The sequence below is a fragment of the Rothia mucilaginosa genome (assembly GCF_001548235.1).
Classification (GTDB): Bacteria; Actinomycetota; Actinomycetes; order Actinomycetales; family Micrococcaceae; genus Rothia; species Rothia mucilaginosa_B.
In genome coordinates this window covers 1,979,787-1,999,153 of sequence record NZ_AP014938.1, presented here as the reverse complement: position 1 = coordinate 1,999,153, position 19,367 = coordinate 1,979,787, and the positions used below count along the sequence as shown (strand labels likewise).

The 19,367-nt window shown below is 60.8% G+C and carries 10 protein-coding genes; 3 read left to right on the top strand and 7 right to left on the bottom strand.

Annotated elements, in window-relative coordinates; translation table 11 throughout:
• Positions 1-51: 51 nt before the first annotated feature.
• The gene (locus RM6536_RS07780; protein WP_060824689.1) at positions 52-1,722 is read right to left on the bottom strand and encodes a bifunctional folylpolyglutamate synthase/dihydrofolate synthase; all 1,671 of its coding nucleotides are present in this window, start codon (positions 1,720-1,722) and stop codon (positions 52-54) included.
• A 132-nt stretch (positions 1,723-1,854) separates the two neighbouring features.
• The gene (ileS, locus tag RM6536_RS07775) at positions 1,855-5,196 is read right to left on the bottom strand and encodes an isoleucine--tRNA ligase (RefSeq protein ID WP_060824688.1); all 3,342 of its coding nucleotides are present in this window, start codon (positions 5,194-5,196) and stop codon (positions 1,855-1,857) included.
• A 1,473-nt stretch (positions 5,197-6,669) separates the two neighbouring features.
• Here ileS and RM6536_RS07770 point away from each other — a divergent pair.
• A complete protein-coding gene (locus RM6536_RS07770) occupies positions 6,670-7,620 on the top strand; it encodes a DUF6318 family protein (protein ID WP_060824687.1) in 951 nt (316 codons plus the stop codon).
• A 359-nt stretch (positions 7,621-7,979) separates the two neighbouring features.
• On the top strand, positions 7,980-8,936 hold the full coding sequence (locus RM6536_RS07765; RefSeq protein ID WP_060824686.1) for a DUF6318 family protein: 957 nt from the start codon (positions 7,980-7,982) through the stop codon (positions 8,934-8,936).
• Positions 8,937-9,235: 299 nt separating this feature from the next.
• Here RM6536_RS07765 and cobA read toward each other — a convergent pair whose 3' ends face one another.
• Positions 9,236-10,147, bottom strand: coding sequence for a uroporphyrinogen-III C-methyltransferase (gene cobA, locus RM6536_RS07760; RefSeq protein ID WP_005509079.1), 912 nt, complete (start codon positions 10,145-10,147; stop codon positions 9,236-9,238).
• A gap of 1 nt (position 10,148) precedes the next feature.
• The gene (gene nirB / locus RM6536_RS07755) at positions 10,149-12,818 is read right to left on the bottom strand and encodes a nitrite reductase large subunit NirB (protein ID WP_060824685.1); all 2,670 of its coding nucleotides are present in this window, start codon (positions 12,816-12,818) and stop codon (positions 10,149-10,151) included.
• Positions 12,819-13,363: 545 nt separating this feature from the next.
• Here nirB and nirD point away from each other — a divergent pair.
• Positions 13,364-13,690: a nitrite reductase small subunit NirD gene (nirD, locus tag RM6536_RS07750; RefSeq protein ID WP_060824684.1), complete on the top strand. Its 327-nt coding sequence runs from the start codon at positions 13,364-13,366 to the stop codon at positions 13,688-13,690.
• A gap of 134 nt (positions 13,691-13,824) precedes the next feature.
• Here the strand turns inward: nirD and RM6536_RS07745 are convergent, their stop codons facing one another.
• The 3 genes from RM6536_RS07745 to RM6536_RS07735 form a co-directional block, all read right to left on the bottom strand.
• Positions 13,825-14,565 carry a sirohydrochlorin chelatase gene (locus tag RM6536_RS07745; protein ID WP_171840183.1) on the bottom strand — a complete coding sequence of 247 codons (741 nt, stop codon included), beginning with the start codon at positions 14,563-14,565 and terminating at the stop codon, positions 13,825-13,827.
• A gap of 83 nt (positions 14,566-14,648) precedes the next feature.
• Positions 14,649-17,405: an HtaA domain-containing protein gene (locus RM6536_RS07740; RefSeq protein ID WP_060824682.1), complete on the bottom strand. Its 2,757-nt coding sequence runs from the start codon at positions 17,403-17,405 to the stop codon at positions 14,649-14,651.
• A 206-nt stretch (positions 17,406-17,611) separates the two neighbouring features.
• On the bottom strand, positions 17,612-19,267 hold the full coding sequence (locus RM6536_RS07735; protein ID WP_060824681.1) for a hypothetical protein: 1,656 nt from the start codon (positions 19,265-19,267) through the stop codon (positions 17,612-17,614).
• Positions 19,268-19,367: the final 100 nt, after the last annotated feature.

Genomic DNA, 19,367 nt, shown 5'->3' with positions numbered 1-19,367 from the left:
CCAACTAGGGGGCGGCGCCCCGCCTCATATCTGCAACCTCAACAGGTCGCCTTAGTGATCCGCGTCGTCCTCGGAATCACCATCACCAAAGAAATCATCGGTGTACGAGTCACCCAGCGGCAGGCCCAGCGAATCCTCCAGCGAAGAACCCGCCGCAGACTCGCCGCCCAGCTCAGCCATGATGCCGTCCAGCAGCTCATCCGGCTCAGCGGAGGCAGCCGCAGCCGCCGCGGCAGCCAGAGTCGAAGCCGACGCCGCACCCGCAGAACCCGCATAGGCACCCTCGGTGGGCAGCTCATCCGGCAGCTCCTCAGCCTCAGCGCCGGGGGTCTTCGCCTCCTCATGCGCCGCCAGCAGGGTACGCGCCTCACCAATGACCGTAATCGAACCGGTAATCAGTACTCCCGCCGACTCCTGCTCAAAGAGGGCGTTCTCCATGGCGGTGGCAATCGCCTCGTCCAGGTGCTCAAACACCTCGATCGAGTCTTCGTCCAGGCCCGCATCCAGCGCCAGCTCATGCAGACGCTCCGGCGCAATCGCACGCGGCGAATCCGACGCCGCCAAGTACAGGCGGAACGTGCCGTCCGAAGCGTCCACGTACTCTTCGCGCATGGTCTCAAACATGCCCAGGGCATCCTTCTCGCCCAGGATGCCGACCACAGCGTGCAGGTGCGACAGCTTGAACGCCTCAGTCAGCGCAGCCGCGGACGCGCGCACACCGTGCGGGTTATGGCCCGCGTCCAGGATGGTCAGCGGCTCGGTGCGCACAACCTCCAGACGGCCCGGCGAGCGCACCGTCTCAAACGCGGTACGCACCACGTCCTCGGGCAGCTGACGCTGGCCACCGAAGAACGCCTCCACGGCGGCGAGAGCCACCACGGCGTTCTGCGCCTGATGCGCACCGTGCAGGGACAGCGGCACATCCGGGTACTCGCCCGCCAGGCCGCGCAGGGTCAGCAGCTGACCGCCGACCGCAAGCTCACGGGAGACCACGCCGAACTCCACGCCCTCGAAGGCGAAGGATGCTTCCTTCTCGCGGGCGGAGGCGAGCAGCACGTCCGCCGCTTCCGGGTCCTGTACGGCAGAAATCAGGAAGCCGCCGGGCTTGATAATGCCGGACTTTTCGGTCGCAATCTCGGCGAGGGTATCGCCGAGCATATCGGTGTGGTCCAGACCGATTGGGGTGACCACGGAAACCACGCCGTCGGCAACGTTCGTGGAGTCCCAGGTGCCGCCGATACCGACCTCCAGCACCACCACATCCACCGGCTCGTCCGCAAAAATCGCGAAGGCGAGCACGGTAACGGACTCGAAGAAGGTCAGGGCGGGCTCGCCGCGGGAGGTCATCTCCGCGTCCACAATCTGCAGGTAGGGGGCGATTTCCTCCCAAATACGCACGAAGGTGGCATCGGGTACGGGTGCGCCGTTAATGCAGATACGCTCGGTGACGCTTTCGAGGTGCGGGCTGGTAAAGCGGCCCACGCGCAGGTCGTGGCCGAGCAGCAGCGCCTCAATCATGCGGGCGGTGCTGGTCTTGCCGTTCGTGCCGGTGATGTGGATGACCGGCGCGGCACGGTGCACGTCGCCGAGGATTTCGACGGCGCGCGCTACGGCATCCAGACGCGGTGCCATCTTGTTTTCGGGTGCTCGCGCCAGCAGTTCACCGTAGACCCGCTCCACGCCCTCGGGGTCGGGAATTGCGGGGTAATTCTTCTCGCTCATTGTTCTCCTCACTGGGATAGCCGGTCGGTGCCGGCAGGGGCCCACCGTGCGGCAGGATAACCGTGCGGCGGGATAGACGACGGGCCGCCCCGCCCGGTCAAGGGGGCGGGACGGCCGTACGATTCAGGCGTTTTATGCCTTGGCTACGCTAATGCTCAGCTCGGCTGCTTCGCTCAGCTGCAGGGACACGGCGAGGGTTTCGCCGGTCACCAGTGCTTCGTTGGCGCGCAGAGCTGCCAGAGTTTCCTCCGGTGCCGCGATGCTCAGGTTGATGCGGTCCGCAACGTTCAGGTCGGCGTCCTTACGTGCCTGCTGAATAGCGCGGATGGTGTCGCGAGCGATACCCTCGGCAACCAGCTCGTCGGTCAGCTCAATGTTGAGGACCAGGAAGCCGCCGGGCAGAACCGCAGCCGCAGTGTGCTCAGCACCCTCAGCGTCAGCGGCAACCACGGTTGCCAGCTCGTATTCGCCCTCTTCCAGAGCCAGGCCGCCGTCCAGAGCTGCCACGCCGACCAGGACGGTACCGTCCTCGGTCACGGTCCAGTCACCGGACTTGGATGCCTTAATAGCAACCTGCACCTGCTTGCCCAGGCGCGGGCCTGCCGCACGTGCGTTGACCTTCAGCTGCTGGGAGATGCCGTAGTCGGCGGGGTCGACGGTGTCGGCGCTGACCAGCTCCACCTGGCGCAGGTTCAGCTCGTCCTCGACGATGTTCGCGAAGTACTCCGCGCCCTTCTCACCGAAAGCGGTACCCAGGGCTGCGAACTGCTCGGGGGCGATTGCCACGGTCATCTTCTGCAGCGGCTGGCGCACGCGGATCTTCTTTTCCTTGCGCAGTGCCGAACCGGCGGAGCAGACCTCACGCACGGTCTGCATGAGAGCCAGCAGGTCGGACTCGTCAGCGAAAGCGGATGCCTCGGGCCAGTCAGCCAGGTGCACGGAGCGTTCACCGGTGAGGCCGCGGTAGATTTCCTCGCTGCTGAGCGGCAGCAGGGACGCGGCGACCTTCGACACGGTCACCAGTGCGGTGTAGAGGGTGTCGAATGCGTCGGTGTCTTCGTTGAAGAAGCGCTCGCGGGAGCGGCGCACGTACCAGTTGGTCAGTGCGTCGGCGTACTGGCGCAGGGATTCGCAGGCGTTCCAAATGTCGTAGGAGTCCATCGCTGCGGTGACCTGCTCGATGAGTTCACGGGTCTTGCCGAGGATGAAACGGTCCATCACGTGCTGCGAGTCGTACTTGAGCTTTGCGCTGTAGCCTTCGCCGTTGTTGGCGGCGTTAGCGTACAGGGCGAAGAAGTGGTAGACGTTCCACAGCGGCAGCATGACCTGGCGAACACCCTCGCGGATGCCCTGCTCGGTCACGATCAGGTTGCCGCCGCGCAGGATCGGGGAGGACATCAGGAACCAGCGCATTGCGTCGGAGCCGTCGCGGTCGAGGACCTCGGAGACGTCCGGGTAGTTGCGCAGGGACTTGGACATCTTCTGGCCGTCCGAGCCGAGCACAATACCGTGGCTGATGACGTTCTTGAACGCGGGGCGATCGAAGAGCGCGGTCGCCAACACGTGCAGCACGTAGAACCAGCCGCGGGTCTGACCGATGTACTCGACGATGAAGTCTGCCGGGTAGTGGTTCTCGAACCATTCCTGGTTCTCGAAGGGGTAGTGCACCTGTGCGTAGGGCATGGAGCCGGAGTCGAACCAGACGTCGAGCACGTCTTCCACGCGGCGCATGGTGGACTTGCCGGTCGGGTCGTCCGGGTTCGGGCGGGTCAGCTCGTCGATGTACGGGCGGTGCAGATCGGGTTCGCCGTCCTTGTTCAGGGGCAGGCGGCCGAAGTCTGCCTTGAGCTCTTCGAGGGAGCCGTACACGTCCATGCGCGGGTAGTTCGGGTCATCCGAAACCCACACGGGAATCGGGGAGCCCCAGAAGCGGTTACGGGAGATGGACCAGTCGCGTGCGTTTTCAACCCACTTGCCGAACTGGCCGTACTTCACGTTTTCGGGGATCCAGTTGATCTGCTTGTTCAGCTCGTACATGCGGTCCTTGAAGTCGGTGACCTTCACGTACCAGGAGGTGATTGCACGGTAGATGAGCGGGGTGCGGCAGCGCCAGCAGTGCGGGTAGGAGTGCACGTAGGACTTCTCGCGGATCAGCACGTCATCTGCCTTGAGGGCGTTGATGATGGTGCGGTTCGCGTCGAATGCCTGCACGCCTGCAATCTCAGCCAGGGCGGTGGAGCCGGAGGCAGTGGGCTCGGCGAAGAGGTTCAGGAACTTTGCGCCTTCGTCGAGGGAGAGGATCACGGGGATGCCGTAACCTTCACAGACCTTCTGGTCGTCTTCACCGTAGGCGGGTGCCTGGTGGACGATGCCGGTACCGTCACCGGTGGTGACGTAGTCGGCGACGAGGATCTGCCAGGAGGTTTCGGTGCCCCACTTTTCGGTGTCTGCGAAGTAATCCCAGAGCGGGGTGTAGCGCACGTGCTCGAGCTGGGAGCCGGTGTAGCGTGCGGTGACGGCTGCAGCTGCGTCCTGTTCGGGCTGGTCGCCTTCGTAGCCGAGGTCCTTAGCGTAGGAGCCGAGCAGCTCGGAGGCAATCAGGAAGGAGCGGCCCTCGAACTTGCCTGCGCCGGGTACGACGGAGTATTCAATCTCGGGTCCAACGGCGAGCGCCTGGTTGGTGGGCAGAGTCCAGGGGGTGGTGGTCCATGCGAGTGCTTCGACGCCGTCGAGTTCTGCGGCAACCTTCTCGTCAGCACCGAGGGCGGTGTCTGCGGTGAGGCGAAATGCGACGGTGACGGTCTGGTCCTGGCGGTCCTTGTACACGTCGTCGTCCATGCGCAGCTCGTGGTTGGAGAGAGGGGTCTCGTCCTTCCAGCAGTAGGGCAGCACGCGGAAGCCCTGGTAGGTCAGGCCCTTATCGTAGAGGCGCTTGAACGCCCAGATGACGGACTCCATGTACTCGACGTTCAGGGTCTTGTAGTCGTTTTCGAAGTCGACCCAGCGTGCCTGGCGGGTGACGTACTTTTCCCACTCGTTGGTGTACTTGAGCACGGATGCGCGGGCAGCGTCGTTGAAGTTGTCGATGCCCATTTCGAGGATTTCGCGCTTGTCGGTCATGCCGAGCTGCTTCATGGCCTCGAGTTCTGCGGGCAGGCCGTGGGTGTCCCAGCCGAAACGGCGTTCTACCTTGTGGCCGCGCTGAGTCTGGTAGCGTGCGACGAGGTCCTTGGCGTAGCCGGTGAGCAGGTGGCCGTAGTGGGGCAGGCCGTTAGCGAAGGGAGGGCCGTCGTAGAAGACGAATTCGTTTTCGCCGTTTTCGCCTGCGGGGCGGTTCTCGACGGATGCGGCGAAGGTGTTGTCCTTCTTCCAGTAGTCGAGGACTGCTTCTTCAAGTGCGGGGAACTTAGGCGATGCGGTGACGCCGCTTCCTGCGGCTTCGAAGGCGCTCGCCTTGGGGTATACATGGGACATGTGTTTGTGCGCCCTTATCTGTTGTTCTCAACGCTGAGAGGCGGGGCGACAGGGTACGTAGCACTCGTCGTCCGCACCGTTTCAGCGGGTGAGGGTTGACATGACGGGTGCAAGGACGCCTGGGCATCGCTGACTGATCCGGGCTGTGCCGGGGGCAGGATGCGGCGCGGTACCACCTTGCTTACTGATTTAACAGCTCAACGCACCGAACCCTCCCGGGGCTACGGGGTGCCGCGGCGTATGTCCGCGATACCTAGCCACCGGAAGAGCGGCGCGTTGGGCGGGTATCAGTCGCTTATTACAGCTATATCGGGCTTAACCGTCCGGTTCTACTGGGACTACATCTCTTCCGCTAAGACACCCTCGCCGCAGCGATTGGCGGGTGTCCGCAGGTGCGGTCCGTTCTTCCGAATTGCTCGCCGGTGATGGCCGGGTCGTTGCAAACACTAATAGTTTATGTGGCTTTTGTGTCTGTATGCAACCCCGCGAGGTGTGGGTTTGAACAGCACTTTTCTGATGCGCCAATGCTGGAGGCGTAAAACAGAATGGTTCTTCGTTCGGCGATATTTAGAGCGAGTAGGGGGCTTAAGGGGTCTTGCCTCACCCCGCACTCGGGCGTGTTTAAGGATGTATGTTTTTACATTCTTCAAGTGTTGCTTTAAGTGGGTTTCAATTTTTTTGGGGGAACCTGCGGGATTACCCCCAGTGCAACCACAAGATATGGGGTGAACACCGATGTCATTCCACTAGATATTCACCCCTGCAAGTTTTCTTCCCCTCGGCATCCCGTGTGGGAACCGGTTTTTCTGGATTTTCTAGCAATGCATAGTGGGTGAATAGAGTGCATATTTGGGGCTTGTTGAGCGGTTTTTCCCTTATTGAATCGGGTATTTCTTTTGAAGTATTGAAGGCTTCCTCGCGGGCAGAAGGCTGAATCAACCACCTTCACCTCCCCCACCTTTTGGGAGCGCTGAGGTGTGACTCTTTCATTTTTCAAGCCATAAATATGACTGAAATCACTTAATTTGGCATGTGCGTGCACCCTTCACTGGGCGCCCTTCTCCATCACATAGCTCCCCGTCAATAGGATATGGTCGCAATACTTTACAGTGATTGATATCTTGAGCACCCTATAGACTCCCAGGGATTACTAAGGTGCTTTTTCGTGCATTTTGACCTCAAAATAGTCTAAAATGAATCGTGCAACACATCAATGATGATTCGACAGCATCCACCCTCTCACCGGGGTGTAAACGCAGCAGTCTCAGAACAGCTGTCTCAACGATGAGTTCACCAGTACCCCTCGCCCACGGCGTGAGGTACACCCGAGGTCACTTCCGGAACGGAGTCTGAAACCGCGGCATTTGCCTAAAGTTTTTACCCCTTTCACGACCTCACCTAACACGCCATATAACCACGCGCCCGCCGCCGGGTGCCCCGAGCCCGCCTCGGAAAAGATCAAGGAGTTCACCGATGCTCTCACCCTCTTCGAGCACCCGTTCCGCCGCTTCCCGCCTCCTAAGCCGCCGTACCCTGCTGCTCGGTGGCGCGGTTTCCCTCATGGCTGGTTGCGCCTCCGATATTCGCCCGCTGAGCGAAGAAGCAAAAGCTAAGGTAGGCTCCCCCACCCCTTCCGCGAGCGCTTCGCCCTCTGCATCTAGTTCGGCATCTGCTACCGCTACTTCCTCCGCGAGTGCTTCGGCAAATGCCACAAGCAGCTCGTCCAGCGCGGCACGCGTACCCGTCTCCGAGGATGCGCTGGTCGAGGGCTGGCAGAAGTACCCCGGACCCCTGAAGCTGACCGGCGAGTACATGGGCGAGTACCAGCCGGCAACTGCTTCTTCCCCGGCGAAGAACGTACCCAAGCCCCTCAAGAGCGTTCCGCACCGTGAGGAGCCGACCTTCCAGGGCGCCTACGAGACGTTGCGTGCCTACTACAGCGCCCAGATCGCCGCACTCAAGGACGGTCGCTACGCGGATCAGGCGATTGAGCTGACCTACCCGGCTGATAAGAGCGCCATTGATGAGGTCAAGGCGGTCAAGGAACTGTACGAGAAGAACGGCTGGTACATGGAGTTCACATGCAGCATTTCCATGCGGAATACCGAACCGGACAGTGCAGTGAAGGACGGTGACGGCTACGTAGAAATCTTGGTGGACTCCCAGTATTCTGCCACCGCCATCCATCAGCCGGATGGCACCGAACGCAAGGTTCCGGCGATTACTCAGGTATCCGTTTCGCACATCATGCTCTACACCGAGGGTAAGTGGTGGCGCATTAGTACCGGCTATCTGGACGAGCGTTTTGCTGGAGGCAAGGGCTCTTCCGGCTCTTCTGGCTCCGGTTCTTCTAGTTCTGGAGGTTCCGGCTCTGCCGGTTCTAGCGGTTCTTCATCCTCGGGTCGCGGCTCCACTAAGGTCTAGCACCGCAGGGGCCTACCACCCCTTCCCCGGTCTTATCTCCGGTTGAGAGTAGCCCCGTCTTATCAGTCCAATAGCCCATAACCCAAAGTCGTTGAGGCACAATCACCCCTGCACCTCACCGACTTTGGGTTATTGTGCCTTAAAGACAACGTCCAGGGTTTTTTGACGAAGTTTTAAAACCTGTCTTCTATAGTGGGAAGTGGATACTTCATACCGCCGCAGTTCACGCTCCGGCACGCTCGTATCCCGGTACCCCCTTGGTACCGCGCACCATACAAAAACGATGAGGCGGATCCTTTCGTACGCATCACAGCGTTGTGAAGCGAGCTACCTCGATCAACCACTTTTCAGGAGATACCATGTCCTTCCGGCCGAGTGCACACGCCAGCCTCTCTGCTAACGACCGAAACGGATTGACCCGCCGCACCGTTCTTTTTGGCGGCCTGACCGCCGGTGCTCTGGCTCTAGCAGGATGCGCTTTCAACAAGGATATTCGCCCCACCGGTACCGGCGATACTTTCTCCGGCTCCCCGAGCGCCTCCGCTTCTCCCTCAGCCTCGGCTTCGCCTTCTGAGTCTGCCTCGGCTTCGGCATCCGCTTCGTCGTCATCTTCGTCCTCGGCAAGCCGCAACAACGCGAAGATTATTCCGTCCGACGAGTTCTTGAAGGACTATAAGAAGTACATTGGCGACGTCAAGTACGAGTACAAGCCCGCCATTGCGCACTATGTTGAGCCGACCGACACCTCCCCCGCAAAGAACGTTCCGATCCCGGTCATTGATACGGTGGCTCAGCGTACCGTCAGCCTCGAAGGCGCTTACAAGACCCTGGCTGCTTACCAGAGCGCGTACATTGCCGCGATGTACAACGGCGACCTGCAGTACCTCAAGGGTCTGGTCCACGGCGCTGACAGCGGCCTGGTCAACAACCTGAAGGCTATTGCTAAGCTCTACGCCGCGGGCGGTTGGACTAAGGACTACGAGAGCAAGCTGAGCATCCGTGACGATAAGGACGGGAAGGCTCTTGCCTCTACCGATTTGGCTGTTGTGGCGTTCCCCTGCCGGGATGTCGTCAAGGAATACACCATCTACCAGAAGGGCACCGGTGAGGTTCAGAAGGCAAGCACCCTGGATGTCGTTATCTACGTGGTGTACGCCGAGGGCAAGTGGCGCGTGACCAGCCGCGAGTACTTCGTATCCCAGTACAGCGACCAATTCCGCAAGGTCTTTGAGGGTCCCTCCGCGTCGGCTTCTGCCAGCAAGTCCAGCGGCTCCAGTGGCTCTAGCTCCGGCAGCGGCAACGACTTCAAGATCTAGGGTCAGAGACTTTAGGTACTGAGGCTCTAGGCACTGAGAGCAACACCCACGACAAAGCGGGGCGGGTATCAACTGATACCCGCCCCGCTTTCGCATGTTTTTGCGCCGCTGTTTTTATGCCAGTGTTTTTGTGCCGCATCGTTTCCCGGCGCGGCAATATGACCCAGTACAGCAATACAACTCGGCACAGCAACACCAGCCGGCACAGCAACAGCCCCGCTCCTCGGCAACTAGGAAAAACCAAGGATGCGGGGCTGCGCAATATTATCTAATGCACCGTGCTATCTAGCGCACCGTCTCTAGGAGGTGGAACGCTCACGCAGACGCTCGTGAACCTCGCTCACAAAGCGGTTCTGATCATCGCGAGCATAATGCACGACCTCACCGATGACGGTAATAGCCGGCGCCTTGACCGATGCGCAATCCGCCTGAGCGTTCTCAAGGGTCGTGACAGTCACGCGCTCCTTCTCAGAGAAACCGTTCTCGATGGTTGCCAGCGGCGTGTCAGCCTCAATCCCACGAGAGAGCAGAGACGCCACCGTATCGGGCAGGGTACGAACGCCCATCAGCAGCACCACGGTGCCTTGGGCGCGCAGGGTCGCCTCAACAGCCGACACTTCGGTCTCCGACAGGCCGGAGTGACCAGAAATGACGGTAAAAATCGAGGACACCTTACGCAGGGTCACCGGAATAGCCGCACGCGCAGGAACCGCAATAGCACTGGTAATGCCGGGGATAACCTCAGCCTCCAGGCCGGCGGCGATGCACGCATCCAGCTCTTCAGCGCCGCGACCGTACACGTACGGGTCGCCGCCCTTCAAACGCACCACGGTCTTACCCGAGAGCGCGTAATCAATCATGAGCTGCTGAATGCGAGACTGCGGAACAGCGTGCTTACCGGGAACCTTGCCCACATCAACGATGAGGGCGTTCGGTGCATACTCGCCGTACTCCTGCGGGGCGAGGTGATCCAGAAGGACCACGTCAGCCTCACTCAAGGCACGTGCCGCACGCAGGGTCAGCAGGTCAGCGGCACCGGGGCCACCGCCCACAATGTAGACCTTGCCGGGGTTCTCGGCGGGCTCGCCGGGCAGAAGAATTCCGCGTTCCGTCACGCTATCGTCCAGGGTGTGCCCGGGCGCCCCGCCCGCGAGTACCTCGTCAATAGTGGCGAACTCGCGGGGCGGGAACGGAGGAATCTTCGGGCACATACTATGCTGCCGGGACCGGGTTGAGGTCACTGGGCTTACCCACGGGAATCTTGGCACCGGTCAGCAGGACGGTGTTGGACTCGCCAGCTTCTGCCGCCGCAATTTCCTCGGGGGTTGCGGGGCGAATCTGCTCGCGCTCCAGCACGTACAGGTGCGAACCCTCGTCGCTGCCGTTGGGCTCGTTGATGAAGGCACGGAAGCGGCGCAGGCGACGCTCGTCCTTCAGGGTTGCTGCCCACTCGTCCTCGTAGGAGTCAACGTGACGCTGCATGTCGCGTTCCAGGTCCTCGCACACGCCCAGGGAGTCCTCAATGAGGACGGACTGCAGGTGTGCCAGACCGTCGCCGTGCTCCTCATCCAGATCCTCGAGCCAGCGAGCGGTACGCTGCAGCTTGTCTGCGGTGCGGATGTAGTACATCAGGTAGCGGTCAATGTAGCGGATGATGTCCTCGCTGGAGGCATCCTTGACGAAGAGGCGACCGTGAGCGGGGTTTGCACCACCGTTACCGCCCAGGTACAGGTTCCAGCCGTTGGTGGTTGCGATCAGACCAACGTCCTTACCCTGTGCCTCGGCACATTCACGGTTACAACCGGAAACGCCGAACTTGAACTTGTGCGGGGAGCGCAGGCCGCGGTAACGGTTCTCCAGCTGGATTGCCATGCCGGTGGAGTCCTGAACACCGAAGCGGCACCAGGTCGAACCCATGCAGGACTTCACGTTACGCAGGGACTTACCGTATGCCTGACCGGACTCGAAGCCGGCATCCACCAGGCGCTCCCAAATGTAGGGCAGCTGCTCCAGGCGAGCGCCGAACATACCGATACGCTGTGCACCGGTAATCTTCACGTACAGGCCGAACTCTTCAGCAACTTCTGCGATGACGCCCAGCTTCTTAGCGGGGATCTCACCTGCGGGAATACGCGGAACGACGGAGTAGGTACCGTTCTTCTGCATGTTTGCCAGTGCACGGTCGTTGGTCTCCTGAATACCACCGCGGCCTGCATCCAGGACGTAGGAGTTGCGGAAGGAGGAGAGGATCGACGCAACGGTCGGCTTACAGATTGCACAGCCGTCGCCGCCGCGACCGAAGCGTGCCAGCACGGAGTCGAAGTCGTCCAGGTTGGTCAGGCGCACAGCCTCAGCCAGCTCTGCACGGGAGAAGTCGAAGTGCTCACACAGTGCCTTGGAGACGGTCAGACCCATCTTCTTCATCTGCTGTTCCAGAGTCTTCTGCAGCATCGGCACACAGGAACCACACTGGGTACCCGCGGTGGTGCAGGACTTCAGGGATGCGACATCGTGGTTGCCGTCTACGATTGCCTCACGGACAGCACCGAAGCTGATGTTGTTGCAGGAACACAGGATTGCGTCGTCGGGCAGTTCGGTGTCGGGGATGCCGTCGCCGCCGCCAGCTGCGGTCAGGTAGACGTTCGGCTCAGCGGGCAGTTCGCGACCGAGCAGGGGCTTGAGGGAGTCGAAGGGAGCGGTGTCACCGACGAACACGCCACCGAGCAGGGTCTTTGCGTCGCCGCTGGTCACGATCTTCTGGTACATGCCGCGTGCGGGGTCTGCGAACAGAACCTCGAGGCAGCCCTCGGTGGTGCCGCGGCGGTCACCGAAGCCAGCCACCTGAACGCCGGAGAACTTCAGCTTGGTTGCGATGTCGAACTCTTCAACCTGAGCTTCTTCGTTGTCGTTGAGCAGGTTAGCTGCCACAGCGTCAGCCATAGCGTTTGCCGGTGCGACCAGGCCCCAGGTGCGGCCCAGCACGCAGGCGACCTCACCGATAGCCCAAATGTGCTCGTCGGAGGAGTGGCATGCGTCGTTGACGAGAATACCGCCGCGCTCACCCAGTGCCAGGTCAGCGTCACGTGCCAGTTCGTCGTTGGGGCGAATACCGGCACCGAAGACCACCATGTCGGCGGGCAGGGTGCGGATTTCTGCGTCCTCGGAGGGAGAGTCTGCGATGGAGACGGAGACGACGTTGCCGTCAGCGTCCTTGTTGATGCCGGAGATGTACACGCCGGTCTCAATATCAATGCCGGTTGCCTTGATCTGGGCGTTCACGGCGTAACCGCCGCCCTGGTCAACCTCAACGGAAAGCAGCCAGGGAGCCACGTCCAGGATGGTGGGCTCTGCGCCCAGGTCCTTCAGACCCTCAGCTGCTTCGAGGCCGAGCAGACCGCCACCGACGACGATACCGCGGGGCGCGCGGCCGAGAGTGGACTGCAGGCGCTTGACCTCGGAGACCATGTTCTTCACGTCGTCGATGGTGCGGAAGACGTGTGCGGCGTCCGAGTTAAGAATGGGGATACGAACCGCGCGGGAACCGGTTGCGAAAACCAGCACGTCGTAGGGGTACTCGTTGCCCTCGGTGTCAGTGACGACGCGGCGGGTGCGGTCAAGCTTCTCTGCGTGGCAGTTGTTGACCAGGTTGATGTTCTCTGCATTCCACAGTTCGGGATCGCCGAGGGTCAGGTCCTTCTCGGTGTCCTTGAAAATCTGCTCGATAGCAACGCGGTCGTAGGGGATGTAGGGCTCGTCGTTGAGGACGGTGATGGTGTCCGCTGCGCGACCGGCAGCTTCAGCGCCTTCGTGGTACGCGCGTACAAAACGCCACGCAGCGGGGCCTGCGCCGACAACGAGAATGTTGCGGGGGGTGTGCGACATGGATTTTCCTTCCTAGTTGTAATGCAGGTAGTTCATGGCGCTTATCTACCCTCAGTGTGCGACCGAATCATGCCCGGCGTTGGAACTCCTAGTTTCCGTGCCGTTGGGCTCGTATCTGATGCGTACCGAGTAGTTAGAGCGCCCGCTTCTTTAGAATGCATCTGAAAATTACGAAACATTTTTGTGTGGGATTATGTTGTTTTTTCAGGCAGTCAAAAGGCGTTTTAAACTACGACTTTTATCGTACACGCTAGCGCGGGGTTGACGTATCGAAAATCCGTATTTTTTGGGAAAATTTTCCAAAAAAATCCGCGGAATACCGGGCTGGAATAGGGTATTCTTACCTTATCTAGACTTAATTTAGGTAAGGCTAATCTATAAAATTCAAGGTCATCTTTTAGGGTAAAAATAACCTTTAGCACCCTCCGCGCGCCCCATTTCCAAATGTGGGTTTCATAAGGTAAACTCCAAACAAAGAACACACGAACCGCTATTGTGTCCTGCACCCCGCGCGGCGCAGACCACCACTTCGAAAGGAAACCCCCATGGCTGAGAACTGGGTACGCATCTGCGCCGAATCTGACCTCGAAGAAAACTGGGGTGAAGTCGCCCTGGTCGACGGCTACCAGTACGCCATCTACAAGACCAAGCACGGCATCTTCGCCAGCGACCACCTCGACCCGCACAGCCAGGCACTGGTCCTCGCACGCGGCATCGTCGGCGAGAAGAACGGCAACCCCACCATCACCTCCCCCCTCTACAAGGAGGTCTACGACCTGACCACCGGCGAGTGCCTCTCTGACCCCTCCTACTCCATCAAGGTCTACCCCGTAGAGGTCCGCGACGGCGACGTCTACCTCAAGACCGCCTAAACTCTCAGCCGCCTACGGCTAACAGGCGAAGGCTAACAAACGAAGCAACACAAAAACCTCGGGAACATAACGTCCCGAGGTTTTTGTGTTGCTCTTTCAGAAGCCCCGATGAGGCGGGGTGAACTGCGGACGCGCTAGGCGGCGTCCAGCTGGGCAATAGCCGCATCCATGCGGTCAATAAAGCACTCCGCCACCACGGCAGCAGAAGCGCCACCCTGCGCGTTCACCAGCGGCGCGGCAACCTTCACCGGCACACCGGTCGACTCAGCATCACGGCGCATCTTACCGGCGAAGAAACCCTCCGCCAGCAGGTAGGTCGCAGCGAACTTAGGCTGATGTTCGGCAACCACCTCGTGGAACTTCGGATCAATCGCGGCAATGAAGCCGTGATGCACCGGAACGTGCAACTCCTCAGCCAGCAGCTCGGCGGCACGGCTCATATCCGCGCGACCATCAGGGCGGGAAGAACCGGCAGCACCCTGAACCACAGGGCCGTCGCCGGGAGTCCAGCCAGCTTCCTCCAAGCGAGCGCGGGTCAGCGCGGCAAGGCGCGCATCCGGGCCCAAAGACTCGCCAATGCTGATACGCTCAATACCGCTATTGCGTGCGGCACGGCGCAAATCCACCTGAGTATGGAAGCCGGTCGACAGCAGAATCGGCACAATCACGCAGGGCTCATCATTGGGCAGGGAGGCTGCGGCATCATCAACGCTGGGAGATTCCACATCCACATATGCGGCGTGGACACGGTACTCCACACCGTCATTACGCTGAGCGAGCAGGAACTTAATCTGCTCACGAATCAGCGTGATAGCCTCGCGACCGGCGACCGAGTCGGTGCCGTGCGAGGTTGCGATTACATTCAGAATAGTCATATTTCCATTGTATGAAAGGAACACCCCGCTCCCCCACTCATAAACACGAGTGGCGAAGCGGGGTGTTGCGCGAAGGCTAAATCTTAGCTCTTGCGGCGGCGTGCCACAACCAGTGCGGTACCTGCAGCCAGGGTGATGGCACCGGCTGCTGCGGCGAACATAGCGCCGGATGCGCCGGTCTGAGCCAGCTTCGAGGAGGAGCTACCGGAGGTCGAGGAGCTACCTGCGGAAGAACCACCACCGAGGGAGGAACCACCGTTAGAGGAACCACCGTTAGAGGAACCACCGTTGGAACCGCTCACACCCAAGTTGTCGGAGGTGCCGGAACCAGTATCAGAACCACCGTTGGAGCCGCCCTTGTGGCCGGCAGTGTTCTGGTCGGCGGTGCTGCTCTCAGAAGCGGAAGCACTCGCGGAAGCAGAGGCGCTCGAAGATGCCGATTCGCTCGCCGATGCGCTGCTGGAGCTGCTTGCGGAGCTCGACGCGCTCGCAGAAACACTCGAAGAAGCAGACGCGCTAGCGGACGCCGATGCGGACACGGTCGCCGAGGGGGTCACGGCGGGAACGCTCGGAACCGCGGTCGGGGATGCGCTCACCGATGCGCTCGGGGTTACAGACGCGCTCGGGGTTGCAGAAGGCGCCACGGACGCGGTCGGCAGAGACGGCGAGGTGGGCTCCTCCGAAGGCACTGCGGTGGGTTCTGCGGTCACGCTGGGCTCAGCGGTTGCAGAGGGTGCCACGGTCGGAGCAACAGTCGGCTCAGCGGTCACGGTAGGCTCAGCAGTCGGTTCTGCGGTCGCAGTGGGCTCAGCCGTTACCGAAGGCTCCGCGGTAGGCTCAGCGCTTACAGAAGGCGTCATGGTGGGTTCTGCAGTTGCAGAGGGTGCCACGGTAGGCTCAGCGGTGGGAGCAACGGTCGGCTCAGCAGACTTAGTCGGCTCCGCGGTGGGGGCAACAGTCGGCTCAGCGGTAGGTGCCTCGGTGGGAGCAACGGTCGGTTCAGCAGACTTGGTCGGCTCAGGAGCCGGTGCCGGTGCCGAGTTCACTGCCAGACGGTTCAGCCACAGCTGATCCTCGTAGGTGTTCGGGTTCTCGAAGCTGGTCGGGTAGATAATATCGCCGTTGGGCAGTTCGAGAGCGTTGTAGCCGCCGCTCTTGTCGGTCTTGCGCATCGAGGAGAGCACCACCTCGTTCACCTTGTTCAGGGTGTCATCCATGAACACCAGGCGGGAGCCGGATGCGTCCACCACGACCACGTTACCCGCGCGGGTCAGGAACATGGTGGCAACCTCGGTCTTCTCGAAGCCCTCAAGGGTTGAGGACTCGCGGACCACGCTGAAAGCACCGTTCTCGTACTTGAGGACCTGGACCTTACCGCCGGACCAGTTGTTCCAACGGTAAATGTAGCCCTTGGGGCTGACCAGGGTCGAGGACAGGGTGGTGGTGTAGCCCTCGGGCGAGGAGTTCGGCACCAGGGACACGCCGTTGCTGCTCAGGTGCAGCAGGTGGCCCTTCTGGACCACTTTTTCGCCAGACGCATCGTAGATGGAGGTCGACGGCGCGTACACGAAGCTACCGTCGGGCAGCGGCGCGAGGGTCACGGTGTTGTTGGAGAACGAGTCGCCGTAGTACTCGTCGAGCGAGTAGGCGTTCACAACCTGCGGGTCGATGGAGTCGGGCTTCGGCAGAGCCTGCGAGGTTGCCTTGCCGGATGCGTCAATAATGGTCAGCTTGCCGCCGCCCTGGCCGTCAATGCTGAGGATGCCCCAGGTGTTGTTGGCGGGGTTGTAGCCAATTGCCTTGACGGTGGTGGCACCGAGCTCCGCGTCGGAGTAGATACCGGAGGAGACGAGCTTACCCTCAGCGGTCACGGTGTACAGCTCGGGCTTGTTGCTTTCGCTGCCGATGACGAGCATGCGGTTGCCGTCAGCGTCCACAGCGAAAACGCCCTTGATTGCCTTCAGGACGCCGGTGTCGGTCATCTTCAGGTTGGAGCTGTTCAGCACGGTGTAGGTGGTGTCGCCGCTGAAGCTCGGGGGTGCCACGTGCACGATGTGGTTCTGGCCCAGACGTGCGGTGTTCTGGGGCTGGTTCACGCCCGCGCCGGTGTTGTAGGACTCGGCGACGCTGTAGGCGCTCTTGGTGGTGTTCGCTGCGCTACCGGTGTAGGAGATGCTCAGCGGGTCGAGGCTGGCGCCTTCGTTATAGAAGTCGGAGAAGGCGTGGTTACCGTCGGCGGTCAGGTTCGCGGAGATGCCGCTAATGCTGACCACACCGTCCTTATCGCTCTGCTTGGCGGTGCCGGTGCTCAGGGTAGCCATCTTGACTTCCATGGGGCCCTCGAACTTGCCGCTGGCGTAGTTCTTGGTGCGCACGGTCATGTAGAGGGAGCCGGTGCCGTCAGCGAGGTTCAGTTCCACGCGGGGGTTAGAGAAGGTGAGGTTCAGGGCACAACCGGTTTCGGGATCCTGACCTTCGGCGCAGTGGCCGGTGAACCAGAGGCGGCCGGCAGCCTGCAGGGTGACCTGCTTGCCGTCTTCAGAGACGGTGGTGGAGGTCGGGGTGAAGGTGAACTGCTTTGCGGTTGCGTCCCAGGCTGCGCCGTCGGTCATTTCGCGGGGCATACCGTTATAGGACAGGAAGGAGGCGCGCACGCCCCAACCGAAGGACGCGCCAGCGGTTGCCTGGTCGCCTGCTGCGACGTTCTGTGCGGCAACGTTCTGGGCGGCGATATTAATGTTCTCGGCGAGAACGGGTGCCAGGGGCAGGGCAACAGCGCCAGCGACGGCGAGGGCGCAGGCTCCCTTGGAGAAGCGGGTGCTAGATGTGAAAATCTTCATTGGTGTGTATCCATACTATCGACATTGTTAGGACAGGCTTACTATATCGACAGTATGAGTATTTCTCAAGATACACACCAAGTGAACCGTTTTATGACAAAACACTCCACCGCACACTGACGGGGATACAACTAGCCCACACCAGCACGCCGCCCAAGCACCGGGGGCCACCACTCCCCCAGCCCCTACGCAACTAATCTACGCAACTAATCCTTCTTCGGAGCGTGCACACGCGACACACCCAGGGCGCCAAGAATCAGGCCGCCACCCAAAATTACCAAAATCGGCAGAAGAGGCAAGCTCGTATCCATATTGCGGGTAATCTGCGCCTCCATTGCCTTCACGCCGTTCTGCGGCCCGGGCTCAGTACGAACCTGAGTGGAAGAACCGTTCAGAATCGCGGCGCGGCGAGACTGCGCCGCCGAGCCGATACCCGAAGGCAGATTAGAGTCGGGGGTCGGCACCTGAACAGGCTGCGCCTCCTCAGTGCGGTACCCCAGAGCCGAGGAAGACTCGGTAACAGAACCACCCGAGGGGCGCGGAACAGAAATCGTGGCGTCCTTAGTGCCCGGAGCCATGGCGGTATCAGCCTGAATACCGCGGGTCTTAGACCTAGATCCTGCGGCGGGTGTGCTCGCGCCAGATGCACCTGCAGAATCAGTGGTAATCGTAGGATTCGCAGAAGGTTCCGCAGCCGATTCACTCTCGTTCTTAGAGGAAGAATCAGACGACGAGCCACCATTCTCGACAGATGCCTGAGTCACCGTAAAACGAACCGTATTCAGCTGAAGGTTGCCATCATTGGCGGCGTCAAATGCTGCCACCAGGTACGTCTTGCCAATCTGCAAGGACGCACCGGGCACGCCAATCACAGCCTCGAAAGCACCGGCAGAAATGGATTCCGGACCCACATGCACGATGGCGAGCGCATCACCCACAGTGTTGCCGTTGGAGTCGATTTCCATGACGATCAGGTCGTAACCCTTCTCGTTCTGAGGGAAGTTCGTGGCACGGACCGTGACGGGCTTTGTGTCATCCTGAGAGTTACCCTGCGAGTCCTGAATGGACATGTGCGCCTTACCCTCGCGCTGATTCATCGGGTCATGCATACTGGTGTCTTCGGAGATACCATACTGACCAGAATCTTTGTTCTTCCGGTTGTCTACGGTACGGCGAACCGTGTCACCGCCCGCATCGGTGGGTAACGTATCGGTGGATGAGGTGGCGGTAGTTGAGATGGCGGTGGGCGAAGGCAGGTTTACAGTTTCAGGGGTTGATTGAGGAGTCGCCTCGGCAGTTCCGGCTTCTTCGCGCTCAATGTCGACCGGCGGTTCGGTGGGCTTTGCCTTACCGTTGCGTGGGTCAGCGGCCTCAACCAGGCGGTTGTCCCGCTCGGTCACAAAGAATTCGTAGGAGACGCCGTGCACGGTATCTTCCAGAACAATGACGTACACGACGTTAGAGTCCGTTGCCGGGCTCATCAGCAGGCGGAACTCCCCCTCCTTGGTCCCCTCAGTTAGGGTCGGGCTTTCCAGCACGGAGCCACCGTACTCACCGGAAGGGGTGTAGAAGTTCACGTCAGCCAGAACACTGGAGGCCTCCAGATTTTCAGGGAAGCCCGTCCAACGTAGAAGGTAGCCGCCATCCCTAAGCTGCGCCTTCATGGTGATTGTGGAGGCTGCGCTCTGCGCCTTCTGGTTGTCTTCAGCCTGGTCCGCGTTCAATGCGGAGGGTTTCTGCATAGCAGAGTGCGTCGTGACGGGGGCTTCCGCTGCGACGGAGGGTACAACAAGCCCACACTGAAGCCCCGCAACCAAAATGGTTGCGGTGACAATACGGTGCTTCGCTGAATAAATACTCATGCAATGCGTCTTTTCGTGGTGGAATTGTGCGCACTACTGCTCGTTCTTCACGTGCCGCGGGGAGCCCTTCGGGAGCGTCATGCGCCCGGGCTCGTCGTAC

What these genes read in the sequence shown, in the direction of transcription:
- RM6536_RS07740 (WP_060824682.1), bottom strand. Translation starts at nt 17,405, where the DNA reads ATGAAGATTTTCACATCTAGCACCCGCTTCTCCAAGGGAGCCTGCGCC.
- ileS (WP_060824688.1), bottom strand. Translation starts at nt 5,196, where the DNA reads ATGTCCCATGTATACCCCAAGGCGAGCGCCTTCGAAGCCGCAGGAAGC.
- RM6536_RS07770 (WP_060824687.1), top strand. Translation starts at nt 6,670, where the DNA reads ATGCTCTCACCCTCTTCGAGCACCCGTTCCGCCGCTTCCCGCCTCCTA.
- nirB (WP_060824685.1), bottom strand. Translation starts at nt 12,818, where the DNA reads ATGTCGCACACCCCCCGCAACATTCTCGTTGTCGGCGCAGGCCCCGCT.
- cobA (WP_005509079.1), bottom strand. Translation starts at nt 10,147, where the DNA reads ATGTGCCCGAAGATTCCTCCGTTCCCGCCCCGCGAGTTCGCCACTATT.
- RM6536_RS07745 (WP_171840183.1), bottom strand. Translation starts at nt 14,565, where the DNA reads ATGACTATTCTGAATGTAATCGCAACCTCGCACGGCACCGACTCGGTC.
- RM6536_RS07780 (WP_060824689.1), bottom strand. Translation starts at nt 1,722, where the DNA reads ATGAGCGAGAAGAATTACCCCGCAATTCCCGACCCCGAGGGCGTGGAG.
- RM6536_RS07765 (WP_060824686.1), top strand. Translation starts at nt 7,980, where the DNA reads ATGTCCTTCCGGCCGAGTGCACACGCCAGCCTCTCTGCTAACGACCGA.
- nirD (WP_060824684.1), top strand. Translation starts at nt 13,364, where the DNA reads ATGGCTGAGAACTGGGTACGCATCTGCGCCGAATCTGACCTCGAAGAA.
- RM6536_RS07735 (WP_060824681.1), bottom strand. Translation starts at nt 19,267, where the DNA reads ATGAGTATTTATTCAGCGAAGCACCGTATTGTCACCGCAACCATTTTG.